Below are 15,759 nucleotides of genomic sequence, written 5' to 3'. Positions count from 1 at the left end.
TGGTAACACGTCGATCCTGGTTGCGCTGCTTGCACGCGATCGCGGTACAGCGCGTGGTGTGCAATATCTCCAGACACCGACTGCGCGCAAGCGCAGCGCAGTCGGTACGCAGCCGGCTCAGCCTTCGTCGAATTCGTACTCGACAAACACGTCCAGCTGCAGGGCCAGTTCCTGCACGGCGTCGCGCACCTTTTGCGCAGTGGCTTCATTGCCGGCTTCCACTTCGAACTCGTGGCTGCCCGGACCTTCGTCGTCGGACAGGCCGGCCGAGCTGGAATCGTCGTCGTCAAGGTGCGGCATCAGGTCGTCGACTTCTTCCACGTGCTCGATGCCTTCGATGCTCTGCAGCAGGTTGGCGATGGCACGCGCGTCGTCGTCGGTGCCGGTGATACGCATGCGAAGGGTAGGCATGGGTGTGTCCTGGGGATTGGGGAGTTAAAGCCTAGGCACCGATAGGACAAAACGAGGTGATGGTGCGCGTTGGCTGCTCCATCGCGTAGGTAAGCCGTCGAGCGCTCTTGCCGCCCGCGATAAACCCCTTTCCTGTGGGGTGACTAAGGCAACGCTTGCGCGCCACTGACGCGCGCGTCTTCAAAATCCCCCGGCGCCCCCAAAAACCCCTCTCCTGCGGGAGAGGGATTGGGGTGAGGGTACGAGGCGAAGCCACTTGCACTCAAACTGCGCCAGGCTTCGCTCGTACCCTCATTCGCCGCATCGGGGCACTTCTCCCGGAGGAAGCAACAACAGCCGCACCAGGCTTCGCTGCTACCTCTTCGTCTCTCCGCGAATGGGCGATGTCCCGGAGGCAGAAACGCAGAGGTAATGCGCGCGTAGGCGGGCAAGGACGATTGCTGCGCAACCTCATTCAGTTGCCGACGTTTTGCGCGGTCGTCGCTGCGTGCGCGGCGTACTCGACGTCTCGCTTGCCGGCAACGCCACCAGCTCCGCCGGCAGTGCCGGCATCGGTGTGCGCTCGTCCAGTGCCTCACGCTTGAGCCAATCGATAAACGCCATTGCCGCAGGGCCGGGGACGCGGTGGCTGGGGTGCACGATGTAGTAGGCGTAGCGTGCCTTGAGGGTGGGGCCGGGCAGGCGCACCAGCTCGTAACGCTGCAGGTACGGTTGCGCGATGTGTTTGCGCGCCAGCACCGCGCCCAGGCCATAGACCGCAGCGCGCATCGCGTCGGTGCTGTCGTTGAAAGTGTGCATCGGCGGCAGCGTGGTGCCGCGCACCTGGGCGGCACGGAACCAGTCGCGCCAGCCCTGCGGCGACATGTCGGTGAGCAGCGGCAATTGCGCGATCTGCGCCGGCGTGCGTAGCGCAGCGACCTCCGGCAGTGACGGCGAGGCCACCGGAAACAGTTCGTCGTCCATCAGATGATGCGAGGTCAATCCGGGCCAGGCGCCCTGGCCATAGCGGATGCCGAGATCCGGGCCGCCTTCTTCGAAGCGAGAAAACGCCGCGTCCGATTGCAGATCCATGCGGATATGCGGATGCGCGCGACAGAAGCGCGGCAGCCGCGGCAATAGCCAGCAGTACGAAAGCGAGCGCAAGGTGGTCACGCGCAGCGGGATGGCGTCTTCGCGCGGATGCAGGTTGCCGGCCACCGAGGCGATCTCGGCCAACGCAGCGGTGGCGGCGTCGGCCAGCTGGCGGCCCTCGGCGGTGAGCTTGACCCCGCGCGGCAAGCGCTGGAACAGGGTCACGCCAAGCAGCGCTTCGAGCTTGCGCACATGGTGGCTGACCGCACTGGCGGTCAGATGCAGTTCTTCGGCGGCATGCGCGAAGTTCTGGTGGCGCGCGGCGGCGGCGAACACGCCCAGCGCGGGCAGCAGGGTGGGGCGCAGGTTCATCGAGGCATGAGTGAGATTTGTGGCTCGCCTCGATACTACGCGCTTGTCGCGCCTGCGGTTGCAACCGATGCTGCAGTACCCCATCGCGATGATCGTGCCATGCCCGTCTGCCTGCCTGATGTTGTCTCTTGCGGTTTCAGCACATCACGGCAGCGTGCGCAGGTGCGGCCATGAGCGCGCAGCCGGCGACGCAGCCGGCGGTTGCGGCACGCGAATGGCGCACCCCGCTGGAGCTGGGGTTTCTCGGCATCGTCTGGGGCTGCTCGTTCCTGTTCATGCGTGTGGCCGCACCCAGGTTCGGCACCGTGGCGCTGGTGGAAATCCGGCTGGCGCTCGGTGCATTGGTGCTGTTGCCGTTCCTGTGGCTGGCGCGCGAACGCTTCCCGCTGCGTCGCTGGCCGATGCTGGCGGCGATCGGCGTGCTCAACTCCGCGTTGCCGTTCCTGCTGTTCGCCTGGGGCGCGCAACACGCGCCGGCCGCGATCGGTGCGATCTGCAATGCGATGACGGTGTTGTTCACCGCATTGATCGCCTTCCTGTTTTTCGGCGAGAAGATCGGCACGCGTCGCGCGCTGGCCTTGCTGATCGGTTTTATCGGCGTGCTGGTGCTGGCAACTGGCAAGTCGGCCGGGTTGAGCGTGGGGCCGGCGGCACTGGCGGGCGCCACCGCGTCGCTGCTGTACGGCATCGGCTACAACTTGGTGAAGCGCCACATGGGCGATTTGCCGCCGGCTGCATCGGCGGCGTCCACGCTGGGTTGCAGCGCGTTGCTGCTGGCACCGCTGGCCTGGTTGCAGTGGCCAACCACGCCGGTGCCGGCAGTGGCGTGGGCCTGCGCCACCGCGCTGGGCGTGGTGTGCACCGGGTTGGCGTTCCTGATGTATTACCGCCTGATCCAGCGCATCGGCCCGGCACGCGCCTCCACGGTGACCTATCTGGTGCCGGTGTTCGGCGCCCTGCTGGCATGGTCGCTGCTGGGCGAGCCGCTGACCTGGACCATGCTGGTGGCCGCAGTGCTGATCCTGGGCAGCGTCGCTTTCAGCCAGCGCGCCCGCTAAGCACGCGCGCCCCGCTTTTACGATTCCCGATTCCCGATTCCCGACTCAGCCAGCCGGCGGCGTCCGCACCGGCAACGGCACATTGCACAGATCGATATGCCCGGCCGGGCGCTTGTAGAAATCGTCCTTGCGATTGCGGCGCGCCTCGGCCACATCGCGGAAGGTCTGGCTGTCGGTGCGCAGCAATTGCAGTTGCGTGCGTTCGGGCATGGGCACCTCGCTGGCCAGGCGAATGGCGCGGATCGGCGAGCGCTGCGCGGGGTCTTCGTAGAAACCCATCGGGTCCGGGCCGCGCGGGATCACGCTGAGCAACTCCATGCCCTTGACCACGCGGCCGACCACGGTGATGTTGCGGTCCAGCTGGCGCGGCGATTGCCCGGTGACCACATACAGCTCGGCGCCGATGCTGCTGTCTTCGTCGTTGTTGCGGCCGGCGCCCAGGGTGCCGTAGCAATGCGCCAGCCAGGTCTTGCCGCTGGCGCTGTCGCGCCCGACCGGGAAGCCGTCGACAAAGCCCACCTGCGCCGCCCAGCCATCGCTGTCGGGCAGGCGCTGGAAATCCAGGCCCTGCGACGGGCGTTCGAATTCGGCCGGCAGGTGCGTCTTCGCCGAGCCCAGCGACTTGGCCTTGGCCGGCGTCTCGCCATTCGGGTCGCCGAACTGCACCACAAAGTTGTCCTGCGAACGATAGATGCTGAGCCCGTCCCAGAAGCGCTCGTGCGCCAGGGTGCGGATGTTGCCCACGTGCGCGGGCGCAAACTGCGGCGCCAGCTCGATGATCACCCGTCCGCCATCCAGTTCCAGGTACAGCGTGCGCTCGGGGTCGAGCACGCGCCACGCGCTGGCCGGCGAGGCATCCAGGATCTGCTGCGGGCTGCGATAGGCCGCGTTGGCGGCAGCGGGTAATACCAGGGCAAGCAGGCAGGCGGAAGCAACAGTGCGCAGAAGCATGAAGGCAGCCAGCGGGAGGGATGCCCGATTCTTGCCGACCGCGCGCCCGGACGCAAAGCGTCTGGACGCAAAGTGCATGTACGCATAGCACGACGCCGGCGGAATGCGCCGGCGTCGTGCTGTCACGCGCATGCCTGCTGCAGCTGTGCGCTTACGGGTTGTTGCGCACGTGCGGGCTAGTGTGGTGAACGTTGGCGCCATGGTCGTTGCGGAACAGCGGGACCAGCTGCCACAACGCAGAGATGCCGACCAGCGTGTAGACCACACGCGACAGCAGGGCATCCTGGCCGCCGAACAGCGTGGCGACCAGATCGAACTGGAACAGGCCGACCAGGCCCCAGTTCAAGCCGCCGACGATAAGAAGCACCAGGGTGATGACGTTGAGCGTTTTCATGAAGACAGACCGTGTGGGTTGGGAGACCCCAGAGTCCGCATGCCGCGCGCAACACCTCGTGAGCGTACGCGAGGGCATGACGGGCTTGCGCACGCCACGATCACGTCCAGCCGACGCGCGTGAAACCCATGCAGCGTGTTGAACATCCGGCAGCACGCCGAACGCCCAGTGTCAGCGTGCCGGTTTGCGCCTGACGTACAACTGCTTGCGCACCCGTGCCACCACCTCGCCCTGGCGGTTGTGCACCACGTTTTCGAACCAGCGCAGATGTTTTTCGCCACTGGCGGTGGCGGCGCGCAACTCGGCCAGCACGCTGTCGTCGATGACGAACTCCGCGCTCACCGTGCCGCGCCCGGGTTTGACGAACTCGATGCTGCCGGCCTTGTCCCACACGTAGTAGTCGCGCCCCAGGTTCTGCATGGTCAGCAGCATCCAGAACGGGTCGGTCATCGCGAACAGGCTGCCGCCGAAATGGGTGCCAACGTAATTGCGATTCCACGGCCGCTGGCGCAGTTCCACGCGTGCGTAGCAGTAGTCGGCTGACAACGCGGTGACATGGATCCCGGCGAACAGGTACGGCGGCCACAGGTTGATACCGAGCTTGAACAGTGAAGCACGCATGCGGCCAGGGTCCATGGCGGGGCGGGCCCGTAGCATACCATTCGCATGCGTATGGAAGCTGTGGCGGTGACGGCAGCGCCCGGCCGGCTTGCAGACCGGGCGCCGTGGTGCCGGCGGTGCTTAGAACACCAGCGACGACATCTTGCGGCGGTAGCGGCCGACCAGGTCTTCGTCCTCGATCACCCGGAACGCATCGATCAGGCTACGCCGCGGCAGGTTGTCGTCGAAGGCGCGGTCCTGCCGCAGCATTTCCAGGAACTGCTCCAGCGCGGCCTCGTCGTGGCCGTCGAGCAGGTGGCGCACGCCAAGCAGATGGCGCGCGCGCAGGTCGGCGCCGTTGGCGGCAACGGCGGCCTGCAGCGCGTCGGCGTCCGGCGCGTCCTTGAGCACATTGGCAAAGCTCAGCCGGGCCTTGGCGCGCACCGCACGGTCGTCGGTGGCCAGGTTGGCGGGCAGGGCGTCGATCAACTGCTCGGCCTCGGCGGTGTCGCCGGTCTTGAGCAGCGCCAGCGCCAGGTCCAGCTTGAGTTCGTCCTTGTCCGGCTCGGCGGCGATCGCCTCACGCAGCGCGGCGATCTGATCCTGCGGATCGAGCGGGGCCGGCGGCAGTGCTTCGGCGACCTGCGGCTCGGCCGGCAGCACGCCGTGCTGGGTCAGGAATTCGCGCACCTGGCCTTCCGGCATCGCGCCCGGGAAGCCGTCGACCAGCTCGCCGCCCTTGACCAGGAACACCGTCGGCACCGAGCGGATCTGGAACGCGGCGGCGATCTGCTGCTCCTTGTCCACATCGACCTTGGCCAGCTCGAAGGCACCGTTGTAGTCGGCGGCGAGCTTTTCCAGGATCGGCGTCAACGACTTGCAGGGGCCGCACCAGGTGGCCCAGAAGTCCACCAGCACCGGTGTCGTCAACGATTTCTGCAGGACCTCGGTCTCGAAGGTGTCGGTGGTGGCATCGAATACGTGCGGCTTGTCGGACATGGGCTTCCAGAAGTGATTGCGGCAACAGTGGGAGGTAATGGTGGCAAACCGGGCCGACACAAGGCTGGCCGGCCCGGGTGCATGGCGCGTGGCCGGCCGTCACGCCGGCAGGGGTTCACGCCACGCGCGCCCGGCACGACAATGCCGCGTCCTGGTGGCGCAGCCTGCGCCCCGCGTTGGAGCAAGGCAATGACACGCATCGATGGCACCCAGCGCTACCTGGGCCTGATCGCCGCAACCGTATTCGTGCTGGCGGTGGCCGGCTTCGGCGTGGCGCTGCCCGGTTACCTGCAGGCCAGCCACCCGGTTGCGCTGCTCGGTGCCAACGGGGTGCCGCATGCGCTGGGCTTCAACCTGCTGGCGTTCGTGCTGGTCGGTGCGCTCGGCATGGCCACCGGAGTCAGCCTGCTGGCGCGCATGCCGGCCAGATCCAGCTGGAGCCTGCGCGTGGGCGGGCAGTTGATCGTGCTGGCCGGGCTGGCCTTTCTCGGCATGGGCGCCTTGCCCCTGGACCCCACCGATCTGGACGGGCGCGCCAGCCAGGCCCATGCCACCGCCTGGCTGCTGTGGGCGGTGGCGTTCGTACCGGGCATGTTGCTGCTCGCCGCCGCGCTGCTCAACCAGCCCGGCACCCGCGCACTGGCATGGCTGAGCCTGGGCGCGGGGCTGCTGGTGGCGGTGCTGGCGTTCGGCCCGCCGGGCCTGCTGCGGCAGGCGATCGCCCAGCGCCTGGCGTTCCTGGCCTGGGTCGGCTGGCTCGCGGTGGCGGCCTGGCGCTGGCCGGCCAGACCTGCCACCTGAGGCAAGCGTTTGGAGCACCTGCTGCACTGCGGTACCCTGTGCCGCTTTGCACCGCCCGAGCATCCGCTCCCAATGTCCACCGTCGAACCGAACGCCTACGACCCGCAGCAGGTCGAAACCTCCGCCCAGCAGTTCTGGGATGCCACCCACGCCTTCCAGGTCGACGAAACTTCGGACAAGCCGAAGTTCTATTGCCTGTCGATGCTGCCGTACCCGTCCGGTGCGCTGCACATGGGCCATGTGCGCAACTACACCATCTCCGATGTGGTCAGCCGCTACAAGCGCATGACCGGCCACAACGTGATGCAGCCGATGGGCTGGGACGCGTTCGGATTGCCTGCGGAAAACGCGGCGATCAAGAACAAGACCGCGCCGGCCAAGTGGACCTACGCCAACATCGACCACATGCGCGGCCAGCTCAAATCGCTGGGCTATGCGATCGACTGGTCGCGTGAGTTCGCCACCTGCACGCCCGAGTACTACGTGCACGAGCAGCGCATGTTCACCCGGCTGATGCGCAAGGGCCTGGCCTATCGCCGCAACGCGGTGGTGAACTGGGACCCGATCGATCAGACCGTGCTGGCCAACGAGCAGGTCATCGACGGCCGCGGCTGGCGCTCCGGCGCGCTGGTGGAAAAACGCGAGATCCCGCAGTGGTTCCTGCGCATCACCGACTACGCGCAGGAACTGCTCGACGGCCTGGACCAGCTGGACGGCTGGCCGGATTCGGTCAAGACCATGCAGCGCAACTGGATCGGCCGCTCGGAAGGGCTGGAGATCCAGTTCGACGTGCGCGACACCGACGGTGCACCGCTGGACCCGCTGCGCGTGTTCACCACCCGCCCGGACACGCTGATGGGTGTGACCTTCGTGTCGATCGCCGCCGAGCATCCGCTGGCGCTGCATGCGGCCAAATCCAATCCGGAGCTGGCCGCGCTGCTGGAAACGCTCAAGCACGGCGGCGTCTCCGAAGCCGAGCTGGAAACCCAGGAAAAACGCGGCATGGCCACCGGCCTGACCGCGGTGCATCCGATCAGCGGCGAGCAGGTGCCGGTGTGGGTGGCCAACTTCGTGCTGATGGGCTACGGCACCGGCGCGGTGATGGCGGTGCCCGGCCACGACCAGCGCGATTTCGAGTTCGCCAACAAGTACAAGCTGCCGATCGTGCAGGTGGTCAAGCTGCGCGAGCCGCGCAACGACGACGAGCAGAGCTGGGACGCCAGCCAGTGGCGCGACTGGTACACCGACAAGAGCCGCCCGCTGGAGCTGATCAATTCGGCCGAGTTCGACGGGCTGGATTTCGGCGGCGCCTTCGAGGCACTGGCCGAGCGTTTCGAGCGCAAGGGCCAGGGCCAGCGCCGGGTCAATTACCGCCTGCGCGACTGGGGCGTGAGCCGCCAGCGCTATTGGGGTTGCCCAATCCCGGTGATCTATTGCGCCAAGTGCGGCGCGGTGCCGGTGCCGGAAGACCAGTTGCCGGTGGTGCTGCCGGAGAACGTGGAATTTGCCGGCACCGGTTCGCCGATCAAGACCGACCCGACCTGGCGCCAGACCACCTGCCCGGACTGCGGCGGCCCGGCCGAGCGCGAGACCGACACCTTCGACACCTTCATGGAGTCGAGCTGGTACGTGGCGCGCTACACCAGCCCCAACGCACGCGACATGGTCGATCGCCGCGCCAACTACTGGATGCCGGCCGACCTGTACGTGGGCGGCATCGAGCACGCGATCCTGCACTTGATGTACTTCCGCTTCTATCACAAGCTCATGCGCGACGCGCGGCTGGTGGACAGCGACGAGCCGGTGACCAACCTGCTCACCCAGGGCATGGTCATCGCCGACACCTTCTATCGCGATGCCGATAACGGCGGCAAGGACTGGATCAATCCGGCCGACGTGGAAATCCAGCGCGACGAGCGCGGCCGCGTCACCGGCGCGGTGCTGATCGCCGACGGCCAGCCGGTGCACATCGGCGGCACCGAGAAGATGTCCAAGTCCAAGAACAACGGCGTGGACCCGCAGTCGATGGTGGCCAAGTATGGCGCCGACACGGTGCGGCTGTTCTCGATGTTCGCCGCCCCGCCGGAGCAGTCGCTGGAATGGAACGAGGCCGGCGTCGATGGCATGGCGCGCTTCATGCGCCGGCTGTGGGTGCAGGTGCACAAGCATGTGGGCGAGGGCGCCGCCGCCGCACTGGACGCCGCCGCACTGAGCGCCGAGCAGAAGGCGATCCGCCGCAAGACCCACGAAACCATCGGCAAGGTCAGCGACGACTACGGCCGCCGCCACAGCTTCAACACCGCGATCGCCGCGGTGATGGAACTGTCCAACGCGCTGGCCAAGTTCGACGATGCCAGTGCGCAGGGCCGGGCGGTGCGCCAGGAAGCCCTGGAGGCGATGGTGCTGCTGCTCAACCCGATCACCCCGCACGCCAGCCACACGCTGTGGCAGGTGCTGGGCCACGGCGAGACGCTGCTGGAAGATGTGGCGTTTCCGCAGGTCGATGCCGCCGCGCTGGTGCGCGACGCGCTGACCCTGGCGGTGCAGGTCAACGGCAAGTTGCGCGGCACCATCGAGGTGGCCGCCGACGTCGGACGCGAGCAGATCGAAGCGCTGGCCCAGGCCGAGCCGAACGCGGCCAAGTTCCTGAAAGGGCTGAGCGTGCGCAAGATCATCATCGTGCCCGGCAAGATCGTGAATATCGTGGCGGGCTGATCGTTGCCGATCGCCGGTCCGGGCAGTGTCGCGGACCGGTGTGGCGACGCGCATATGAGATTGCCGCAGTGGCGTGCGGTCATTCATTTCACCGGCGCGTGGCGACGCGTTTGTCATTCCCGGGCGCCGCGTTTTTCGCGGCGCCCTCTCAAGCCCCGTTCACGCGGTGTCGGGCAGGCTAGCCGCCTGTTGCCGCCGCCGGGGCGCTCATCCAGACTGTGCCCATGATTCGATTTCCTACTGCCTTCGCTGCGTCCCTCGTGCTGGTCTCGAGCCTCACCGCCTGCGGCTTCCATCTGCGCAACTCGCTGGCGCTGCCGCCGGACACGCCCGCGGTGAAGGTGCAGTCCGCGGTGCAGTACAGCGAGCTGGCCAAGTTGCTGCGGCGTGGCCTCAAGGCCGCCGGCGCCACCCTGGCCGACGAAGATGCCAAGACCGGCTTTGCGCAGGTGCAGGTGTTGTCCGAGCGTTGGGGCGATCTGCCGATCGCCATCGACAGCCAGGGCCGCGCGCAGGAATACAGCCTGCGCTATGCGGCCATCTTCACCGTCACCACCGCCAACGGCTCGGTGCTGGTGCCGCAGCAGGTGATCGAGCTGTCGCGCGACTACGTGTCGCCACCGGTGGATGCCACCGGCACCGCGACCGAGCGCGAGATCCTCGCCAACGAACTGCGTAAGGACATGTCGGCCTCGATCCTGCGTCGCATCGACAGCGTCGTGCGGGCGCGTGTGGAGCGCGGCGAGACGCTGGAAAGCACGCCCAGCGCGCCGCTGCAGCCGGCCACCACACCGCCGGTGCAGCCGTCCACGCCGGAATCGAGCGTGCCGGCATCGCTGCCGCCCGCGTCTTCGTCGAATAACTGAGCAGCTGGTGATCATCCCGTCCGCGCATCTGCCGGGCAACCGCGCACGCTGTGCGGAATTGGCTTGCGCCAGGTGCATATCGCGCTTGCTGCGCGGTGAGCATGCCCCGACGATCGCTGCCGACGCTGTCTTGTGCGTGACGGTGCAGTGGCGTGTGCCTTCGTAGTGATGGAACTTAGGTAGTCATGGAACTTCGCCCAGAACAGCTCGCCGGCCAGTCCAATCAGCCGCTGCAGCCGGTCTACCTGATCGCCGGTCCGGAGACCTTGCGCGTGCTGGAGGCGGCCGATGCGGTACGCGCACGCGCGCGCGCCGAAGGCATCAGCGAACGCGAGGTCTTCGATGCCGATGGCCGTGAGTTCGATTGGAACCATCTGGATGCGACCTTCAACGCGCCCAGCCTGTTCAGTCCGCGCCGGCTGGTGGAAGTGCGCCTGCCCAGCGGCAAGCCGGGCAAGGACGGCGCCGAGGTCATCACCCGCTTCTGCGCCAACCCACCGCCGGATGTGGTGCTGTTGATCACCGCCAACGACTGGAGCAAGGCGCACCAGGGCAAATGGGCCGATGCGATCGGCCGCATCGGCACCATTTCGGTGGCCTGGGCGATCAAGCCGCACGAGCTGTCGGACTGGATCGAGCGCCGCCTGCGTAGCCACGGCCTGCGTGCCGACGCGGCGGCGGTGCAGCGCCTGAGCGAACGGGTGGAAGGCAACCTGCTGGCCGCCGCGCAGGAAATCGACAAACTGGTGCTGCTGGCCGATGGCAAGGTGCTGGACCTGGAGGCGATGGAGTCGCTGGTCGCCGATGCCGCGCGCTACGACGTGTTCCGCTTGGCCGAAACCACGTTCTCCGGGCAGCCGGCCGCAGCGATCCGCATGCTCGCCGGCCTGCGCGCCGAAGGCGAGGCGGTGGCCGCGCTGATGCCGATCCTGATCAAGGAACTGCTGCGCACCGCGTCCTTGGCCAAGGTGCAGGCCAACGGCGGCAACCTCGCTGACGAAATGAAGGCGCAGGGCCTATGGGAATCGCGCCAGGCGCCGTTCAAGCGCGCGCTGCAACGGCACCCCGAACCGCGCCGCTGGGAGCGCTTCGTCGCCGAAGCCTCGCGGGTCGATCGCATGGCCAAGGGCCGCGCCGATGGCGACCCCTGGGTCGGCCTGGAACGCCTGCTGGTGGCCGTGGCCGAATCCCGCGCGGTGAGATTGCTGGCGTGAAGGCCGGCGATGCCGCAAACGGCGACGCGCGACCCGCTTCCCCACGCAGCGCAACCCCCGACCAGGCCGCAGCTGCGGCCACCTCTAGCAGCGCAGCCCACACCTCGCCGCCCACCAACTCCCACCCGGCAGCGCCGAACCCACGCTCTTCCGATTCCCCAATCCCGATTCCCGATTCCCGGCTCCATCCCGAATCCCCGCTCCACCTGTACTACGGCGGCACCTTCGATCCGGTCCACCTGGGCCACCTCGCCATCGCCTGCGCCGCGCGCGACGAACTGGGCGCGCTGGTGCACCTGGTACCGGCCGCCGATCCGCCGCACCGTCCCGCACCCGGCGCCACCGCAGCGCAGCGCGCGCGCATGCTGGAGCTGGCGCTGGCCGACACGCCCGGGCTGGCGCTGGACACCCGCGAGCTGCAACGCGCCAGCCGCGACCGTGCGCCGTCCTATACCGTCGACACTTTGCGCGCGCTGCGTGCCGAGCTCGGCCCCACGACACCGATCGCCTGGCTGCTCGGTGCCGATGCCTTCGTCGGGCTGAGCAGCTGGCATCAGTGGGAAGACTTGTTCGAACTGGCGCATTTCGTCATTGCCGCGCGTCCGGGCACGCCGCTGGACCTGGCCGCCGCGCCGCAGCTTGCCGCGGCAGTGCAGGGCCGCTGGGCGGCCAGGGCGGGCGAGCTGGGCATCTCGCCGGCCGGCCGCCTGTGGTCGCTGCAGCAGCCGTTGCGCGGCGAATCGGCCAGCGCGGTGCGCTCGCGCATCGCCGGCGGCGGCGACTGGCAGGCGCTGCTGCCGGCGTCGGTGGCGGCATTTATCGCGCACGAAGGCCTCTACGGCTGCGCCCCGCCGACTAGCTGAACACGCAGCCGGCCGGACCGGCCTATAATTCACGCCAATTCCATCGAGTTGCCCGCTTTGACCACCCAAGCCCAAGTCATCAAGACCTCCATCCCGAATCCGCCGCCGTCCGTGCCGGCCCTGCTGGCCACCGTGCGCGAGGCCGTGGAGGAGCTGAAAGCCAAGGACGTGGTCGAGATCGATGTGCGCGGCAAGTCCAGCGTCTGCGATTACATGGTGGTCGCTTCGGGTACCTCGACCCGCCACGTGAAGTCGATCGCCGAAGAAGTGGTCAAGTTCGCCAAGCGGCTGGACGTGATGCCGCTGGGCGTGGAAGGCGAGCGCGAGGCCGAGTGGGTGCTGGTGGACCTGGGCGACGTGGTGGTGCATGTGATGCTGCCGCGCGTGCGCGAGTTCTACGCGCTGGAGCGTCTGTGGACGGTGGGTGACCAGCGTCCGGACGACGCGGATGCCGATCCCGAAGAGTGAGTGAGCCGGGCATGCCGCGCAATGCCCGACCCGCGACCGATGCGCCTGCCTCGCAGGCGCTACAACAGCTGCGCAGCCAGGGCGCACACGCCTCCGGCGCGTCGCTGTCGCCGGCACGCAAACGCTTCGACCGATTGCTGCGCGACCTGGAACGGCATCGTGCCGACCTGCAGGCCTGGCAGCTTGCACTGTCGCAGTGGCGCGAGCGTTACCACACCGAATTGCAGCCCTTGCTCGACCACCGCCGCGCGGCCGACATCGCCCTGGTCGAAGAGCTGGACCGTGCGTATGCCACGGTCAAACTGGGCAAGGCCGACCGCGCCTTCCTGTCCGAGTTGCTGTGCGATATCGCCGCCCCGCTGATCGAGGCCGGCCACGCGTCACTGCGGCCGATCTACGACCGCCACAGCGCAGCCGGTTACGACCAGGAAGTCGCCGAATCCGATGCGCTGATGAAGCAGATCCTCGGCCAGGCCTACGGGCTGGATGCCGACGAGCTGGATGGCATCGATTCGCCCGAACAGCTCTACGAGCGCGTCAGCGAGCGCCTGCAGCAGGAGCGTGCGCAGCAACAGCAACGCCACACACAACGGCGCAAGCGTGCCGAGCACAAGGCAGTTGGGGAGAATGCCGAGCCGCCTCCGTTGCGCGAGCTGTATCGCAAGCTGGCCGGCAATCTGCATCCGGATCGCGCCAAGGGCGCCGACGACCATGCCGCGCGCACCATCCTGATGCAGCGGCTCAACGCGGCCTACAAGGCCGGTGATCTGCTGGGTCTGCTCGAACTGCAGGCCGAGATCGGTCTGATGGACGCCCAAGGCGTGGATGCGATGAGCGCCGCGCGCCTGCAGGACTACAACCGCGAGCTGGATCGGCAGTGCAGGCAGCTGCAGCAGCAGGTGCAGCAGCAGTCGGACGACTTTTGCGCCGAATACGGGCTGGAGCTGCCGTCGCGCCCCAAGCCGGAGCGACTGGGCCGTTTGATGGCCCAACTCAAGCGCGAAGTCGAAGACGACCTGCTGGACGCGCGCCGTGGACTGCGCGAGCTGGAAGACCCGCAATCGTTCAAGCGCTGGTTGAAGCAGCAGCGCGCCATGGCGGGCGCGCCCGACGCGCCCTGGTTCTGATCCAGGCCTTTATGGTGGTTGTCGGCTTGCACACCCGCCATCGCGCGCGCGCGCGGCGCGCTGCCTTGGCTGGACACGCTGCCAGCCCTGCAATCGGGACGCGTGCATGCGCGGCGCTGTACCGGCGGCCGGAGCGACGCTGCCGAACGGAGGCCGGTCCGTTCGGCAGCGCTGGCCGTTGCCCCGTGCCTAAGACAGCCAACTCAGGGCCGCAGGCTCACAACGGCCCGCGCTCCCACGGCCCGGTGATCGCCAGGGTGATGCCCGGGGTCTGGATGTTGACGAACAGGGTGCGCGCCAGCGGATCCCAACAGGCGCCGCAGAACTCGGTATCGCGGTAGTCGCCCTCGGCAATGGTCTTGCCGGCATCGGCGATCTGCTGCGAGGTGAGCTGCACATTATTCTTGGCCAGATAGAACGATTCGCCGCCGCGGGTCAGCCCGAGCAGCCGCGCACCGGGGCCGTATTCGTCCGGGCTCTCGCCGCCGTCTTCGCATAGCACCACGCCGCCGCGCGCGCTGACGGTGACGTTGTCCGGGTTGTGCGCGGCCAGCTGATTGCCGCTGACGAACAGGGCGCTCAGGCGTTGGGTGAACAGGTCCAGCACCCATACCGCGCCGTTGCCGTAGCCGCGCCGGCCCTGCGCATCCACGCCGGTGCTGGTGTCGACGATGAAGAGCTTGCCGTAGCTGTACCAGATGCCTTCGCCACGGCTCATGCGCAGCGCACCGTCTGCCCAGGCCTGCGCAAACGGCCCGCTCAGGGTGTCGTTGGCGCCGATGTCGGCAAAGCCGGCCGGCGCGGCGATGCTGTCCAGATCCGGCTCTTCGATGTCCACCCATTCCAGCTGGAACTGCTGGCCGATGCTGGCGACGGTGAGATCGGCATTGCGCCGCCCGCGCACGCGGGCGGCCTGCAGCCGGCCACCGTTTTCCAGTGAGCCATTGCACCCACGGCGGTCGTTGGGAATGAAGCGGTACAGCCCGGCCTTGTTGCGATCGTCCTCGGTGAGATAGACGATGCCGGTACGCGGATCGATCGCCACTGCCTCGTGGCTGAAGCGGCCCAGCCCGACCAGCGGCCGGCCGGTGGTGCGCTGGCTGTCCGGGTCCACTTCGAACACGTAGCCGTGCTTGCGGCCGGTGCTGGACACCGCATTGGTCTTGATCTCCTCGCAGCTCAGCCAGGTGCCCCACGGGGTCGGGCCGCCGGCGCAGTTGACCAGGGTGCCGCCCAGGCTGGGCTCCAGGCTGCCCCAGCCGCGGCGGCCGTAACTCAGCGTGGTGGTGCCGCCGCCGGCCAGTTGGGTGCCGCTGACGATGCCGGTGTCGTACATCGCCGGTGCGCGGAACGGGGTGGTCGCACCGCGTTCGTGGTTGCGGATCAGCACGTATTCCAGACCGCGCAACGGGTCGCTGCCCGGACGCCAGTCGGGCCGACGCAGGCCGACCACGGCCATGCCGTCATGGCGGTCGGGGCAGGGCTGGCCATCGTCCATGCGGTCGCCGCTCCAGCCGAACGAGCGGTAGCTGAAACCGCGCGGCAGCTGCAGCAGTGGCAGTCCGGTGCTCTGGTCGGCGACCGGTGCGAGCGGGCCATACCGGCTGGGCACCGGGGCAAGTTGCAGCGGCGGCGAGGAACTGTTGGCGGCCTGTGCCTGGCGCGACTGCAGCGCGCTCAAACTGCCAAGCGCGCCGGCGGCCATGACGGCAGCGCTGCCCTTGAGCATCTGGCGGCGGGCGGGATCGAAAATCGGCATCGAACGACTCCTGCGGGCTGGGTAGTGCGCCGACCCTAGAAGCCCGCTGTAACCGCACCATGACACCGGTGTGATCGCCCCGGTTCCGAT

The 15,759-nt window shown here is 68.0% G+C and carries 15 protein-coding genes; 8 read left to right on the top strand and 7 right to left on the bottom strand.

Annotated features, from left to right (window positions below):
- Nucleotides 1-117: 117 nt before the first annotated feature.
- On the bottom strand, nt 118-411 hold the full coding sequence (locus ABQY74_RS13320) for a hypothetical protein (protein ID WP_046964921.1): 294 nt from the start codon (nt 409-411) through the stop codon (nt 118-120).
- Nucleotides 412-861: 450 nt separating this feature from the next.
- On the bottom strand, nt 862-1,854 hold the full coding sequence (locus tag ABQY74_RS13315; protein ID WP_039526364.1) for a LysR substrate-binding domain-containing protein: 993 nt from the start codon (nt 1,852-1,854) through the stop codon (nt 862-864).
- 170 nt (nt 1,855-2,024) lie between these two features.
- Between ABQY74_RS13315 and ABQY74_RS13310 the strand changes: the two genes are divergently transcribed.
- A complete protein-coding gene (locus ABQY74_RS13310) occupies nt 2,025-2,912 on the top strand; it encodes a DMT family transporter (protein ID WP_039522286.1) in 888 nt (295 codons plus the stop codon).
- A gap of 45 nt (nt 2,913-2,957) precedes the next feature.
- Here the strand turns inward: ABQY74_RS13310 and ABQY74_RS13305 are convergent, their stop codons facing one another.
- The 4 genes from ABQY74_RS13305 to trxA form a co-directional block, all read right to left on the bottom strand.
- On the bottom strand, nt 2,958-3,863 hold the full coding sequence (locus ABQY74_RS13305) for a peptidylprolyl isomerase (protein WP_349791782.1): 906 nt from the start codon (nt 3,861-3,863) through the stop codon (nt 2,958-2,960).
- Nucleotides 3,864-4,014: 151 nt separating this feature from the next.
- On the bottom strand, nt 4,015-4,257 hold the full coding sequence (locus ABQY74_RS13300; RefSeq protein ID WP_024939739.1) for a DUF378 domain-containing protein: 243 nt from the start codon (nt 4,255-4,257) through the stop codon (nt 4,015-4,017).
- A gap of 171 nt (nt 4,258-4,428) precedes the next feature.
- Nucleotides 4,429-4,878 (bottom strand): DUF4442 domain-containing protein, encoded by a 450-nt coding sequence (locus ABQY74_RS13295; RefSeq protein ID WP_349791780.1) that lies wholly within the window; start codon nt 4,876-4,878, stop codon nt 4,429-4,431.
- 120 nt (nt 4,879-4,998) lie between these two features.
- The gene (gene trxA, locus ABQY74_RS13290) at nt 4,999-5,856 is read right to left on the bottom strand and encodes a thioredoxin (RefSeq protein ID WP_349791778.1); all 858 of its coding nucleotides are present in this window, start codon (nt 5,854-5,856) and stop codon (nt 4,999-5,001) included.
- Between the two features lie 189 nt (nt 5,857-6,045).
- Between trxA and ABQY74_RS13285 the strand changes: the two genes are divergently transcribed.
- The 7 genes from ABQY74_RS13285 to ABQY74_RS13255 all read left to right on the top strand — a co-directional run bounded on the left by ABQY74_RS13285 (nt 6,046) and on the right by ABQY74_RS13255 (nt 13,910).
- Complete coding sequence (locus ABQY74_RS13285; protein ID WP_102251685.1) at nt 6,046-6,657, top strand: DUF998 domain-containing protein; 612 nt, start codon at nt 6,046-6,048, stop codon at nt 6,655-6,657.
- Nucleotides 6,658-6,729: 72 nt separating this feature from the next.
- A complete protein-coding gene (leuS, locus tag ABQY74_RS13280; RefSeq protein WP_349791775.1) occupies nt 6,730-9,372 on the top strand; it encodes a leucine--tRNA ligase in 2,643 nt (880 codons plus the stop codon).
- Between the two features lie 224 nt (nt 9,373-9,596).
- Complete coding sequence (lptE, locus tag ABQY74_RS13275) at nt 9,597-10,238, top strand: LPS assembly lipoprotein LptE (protein WP_024939734.1); 642 nt, start codon at nt 9,597-9,599, stop codon at nt 10,236-10,238.
- Nucleotides 10,239-10,423: 185 nt separating this feature from the next.
- Nucleotides 10,424-11,452, top strand: coding sequence for a DNA polymerase III subunit delta (gene holA, locus ABQY74_RS13270; protein WP_349791773.1), 1,029 nt, complete (start codon nt 10,424-10,426; stop codon nt 11,450-11,452).
- Complete coding sequence (gene nadD, locus ABQY74_RS13265) at nt 11,449-12,315, top strand: nicotinate-nucleotide adenylyltransferase (protein ID WP_349791771.1); 867 nt, start codon at nt 11,449-11,451, stop codon at nt 12,313-12,315. The genes holA and nadD overlap by 4 nt, the downstream gene beginning before the upstream one ends.
- 57 nt (nt 12,316-12,372) lie before the next feature.
- Entirely contained in the window at nt 12,373-12,783 is a 411-nt protein-coding gene (rsfS, locus tag ABQY74_RS13260; RefSeq protein WP_024939731.1) for a ribosome silencing factor, read from the top strand.
- A gap of 11 nt (nt 12,784-12,794) precedes the next feature.
- The gene (locus ABQY74_RS13255; protein WP_349791768.1) at nt 12,795-13,910 is read left to right on the top strand and encodes a J domain-containing protein; all 1,116 of its coding nucleotides are present in this window, start codon (nt 12,795-12,797) and stop codon (nt 13,908-13,910) included.
- A gap of 217 nt (nt 13,911-14,127) precedes the next feature.
- On the opposite strand, the gene ABQY74_RS13250 is transcribed toward ABQY74_RS13255, so the two are convergent.
- Complete coding sequence (locus ABQY74_RS13250; RefSeq protein WP_104554019.1) at nt 14,128-15,669, bottom strand: alkaline phosphatase PhoX; 1,542 nt, start codon at nt 15,667-15,669, stop codon at nt 14,128-14,130.
- Nucleotides 15,670-15,759 lie beyond the last annotated feature (90 nt).

The sequence above is a fragment of the Xanthomonas sp. WHRI 7064 genome, from assembly GCF_040202355.2.
Taxonomy (GTDB): domain Bacteria; phylum Pseudomonadota; class Gammaproteobacteria; order Xanthomonadales; family Xanthomonadaceae; genus Xanthomonas; species Xanthomonas arboricola.
The sequence above is the reverse complement of the archived record's forward strand: the minus strand, read 5'-3'. Positions and strand labels throughout refer to the sequence as shown.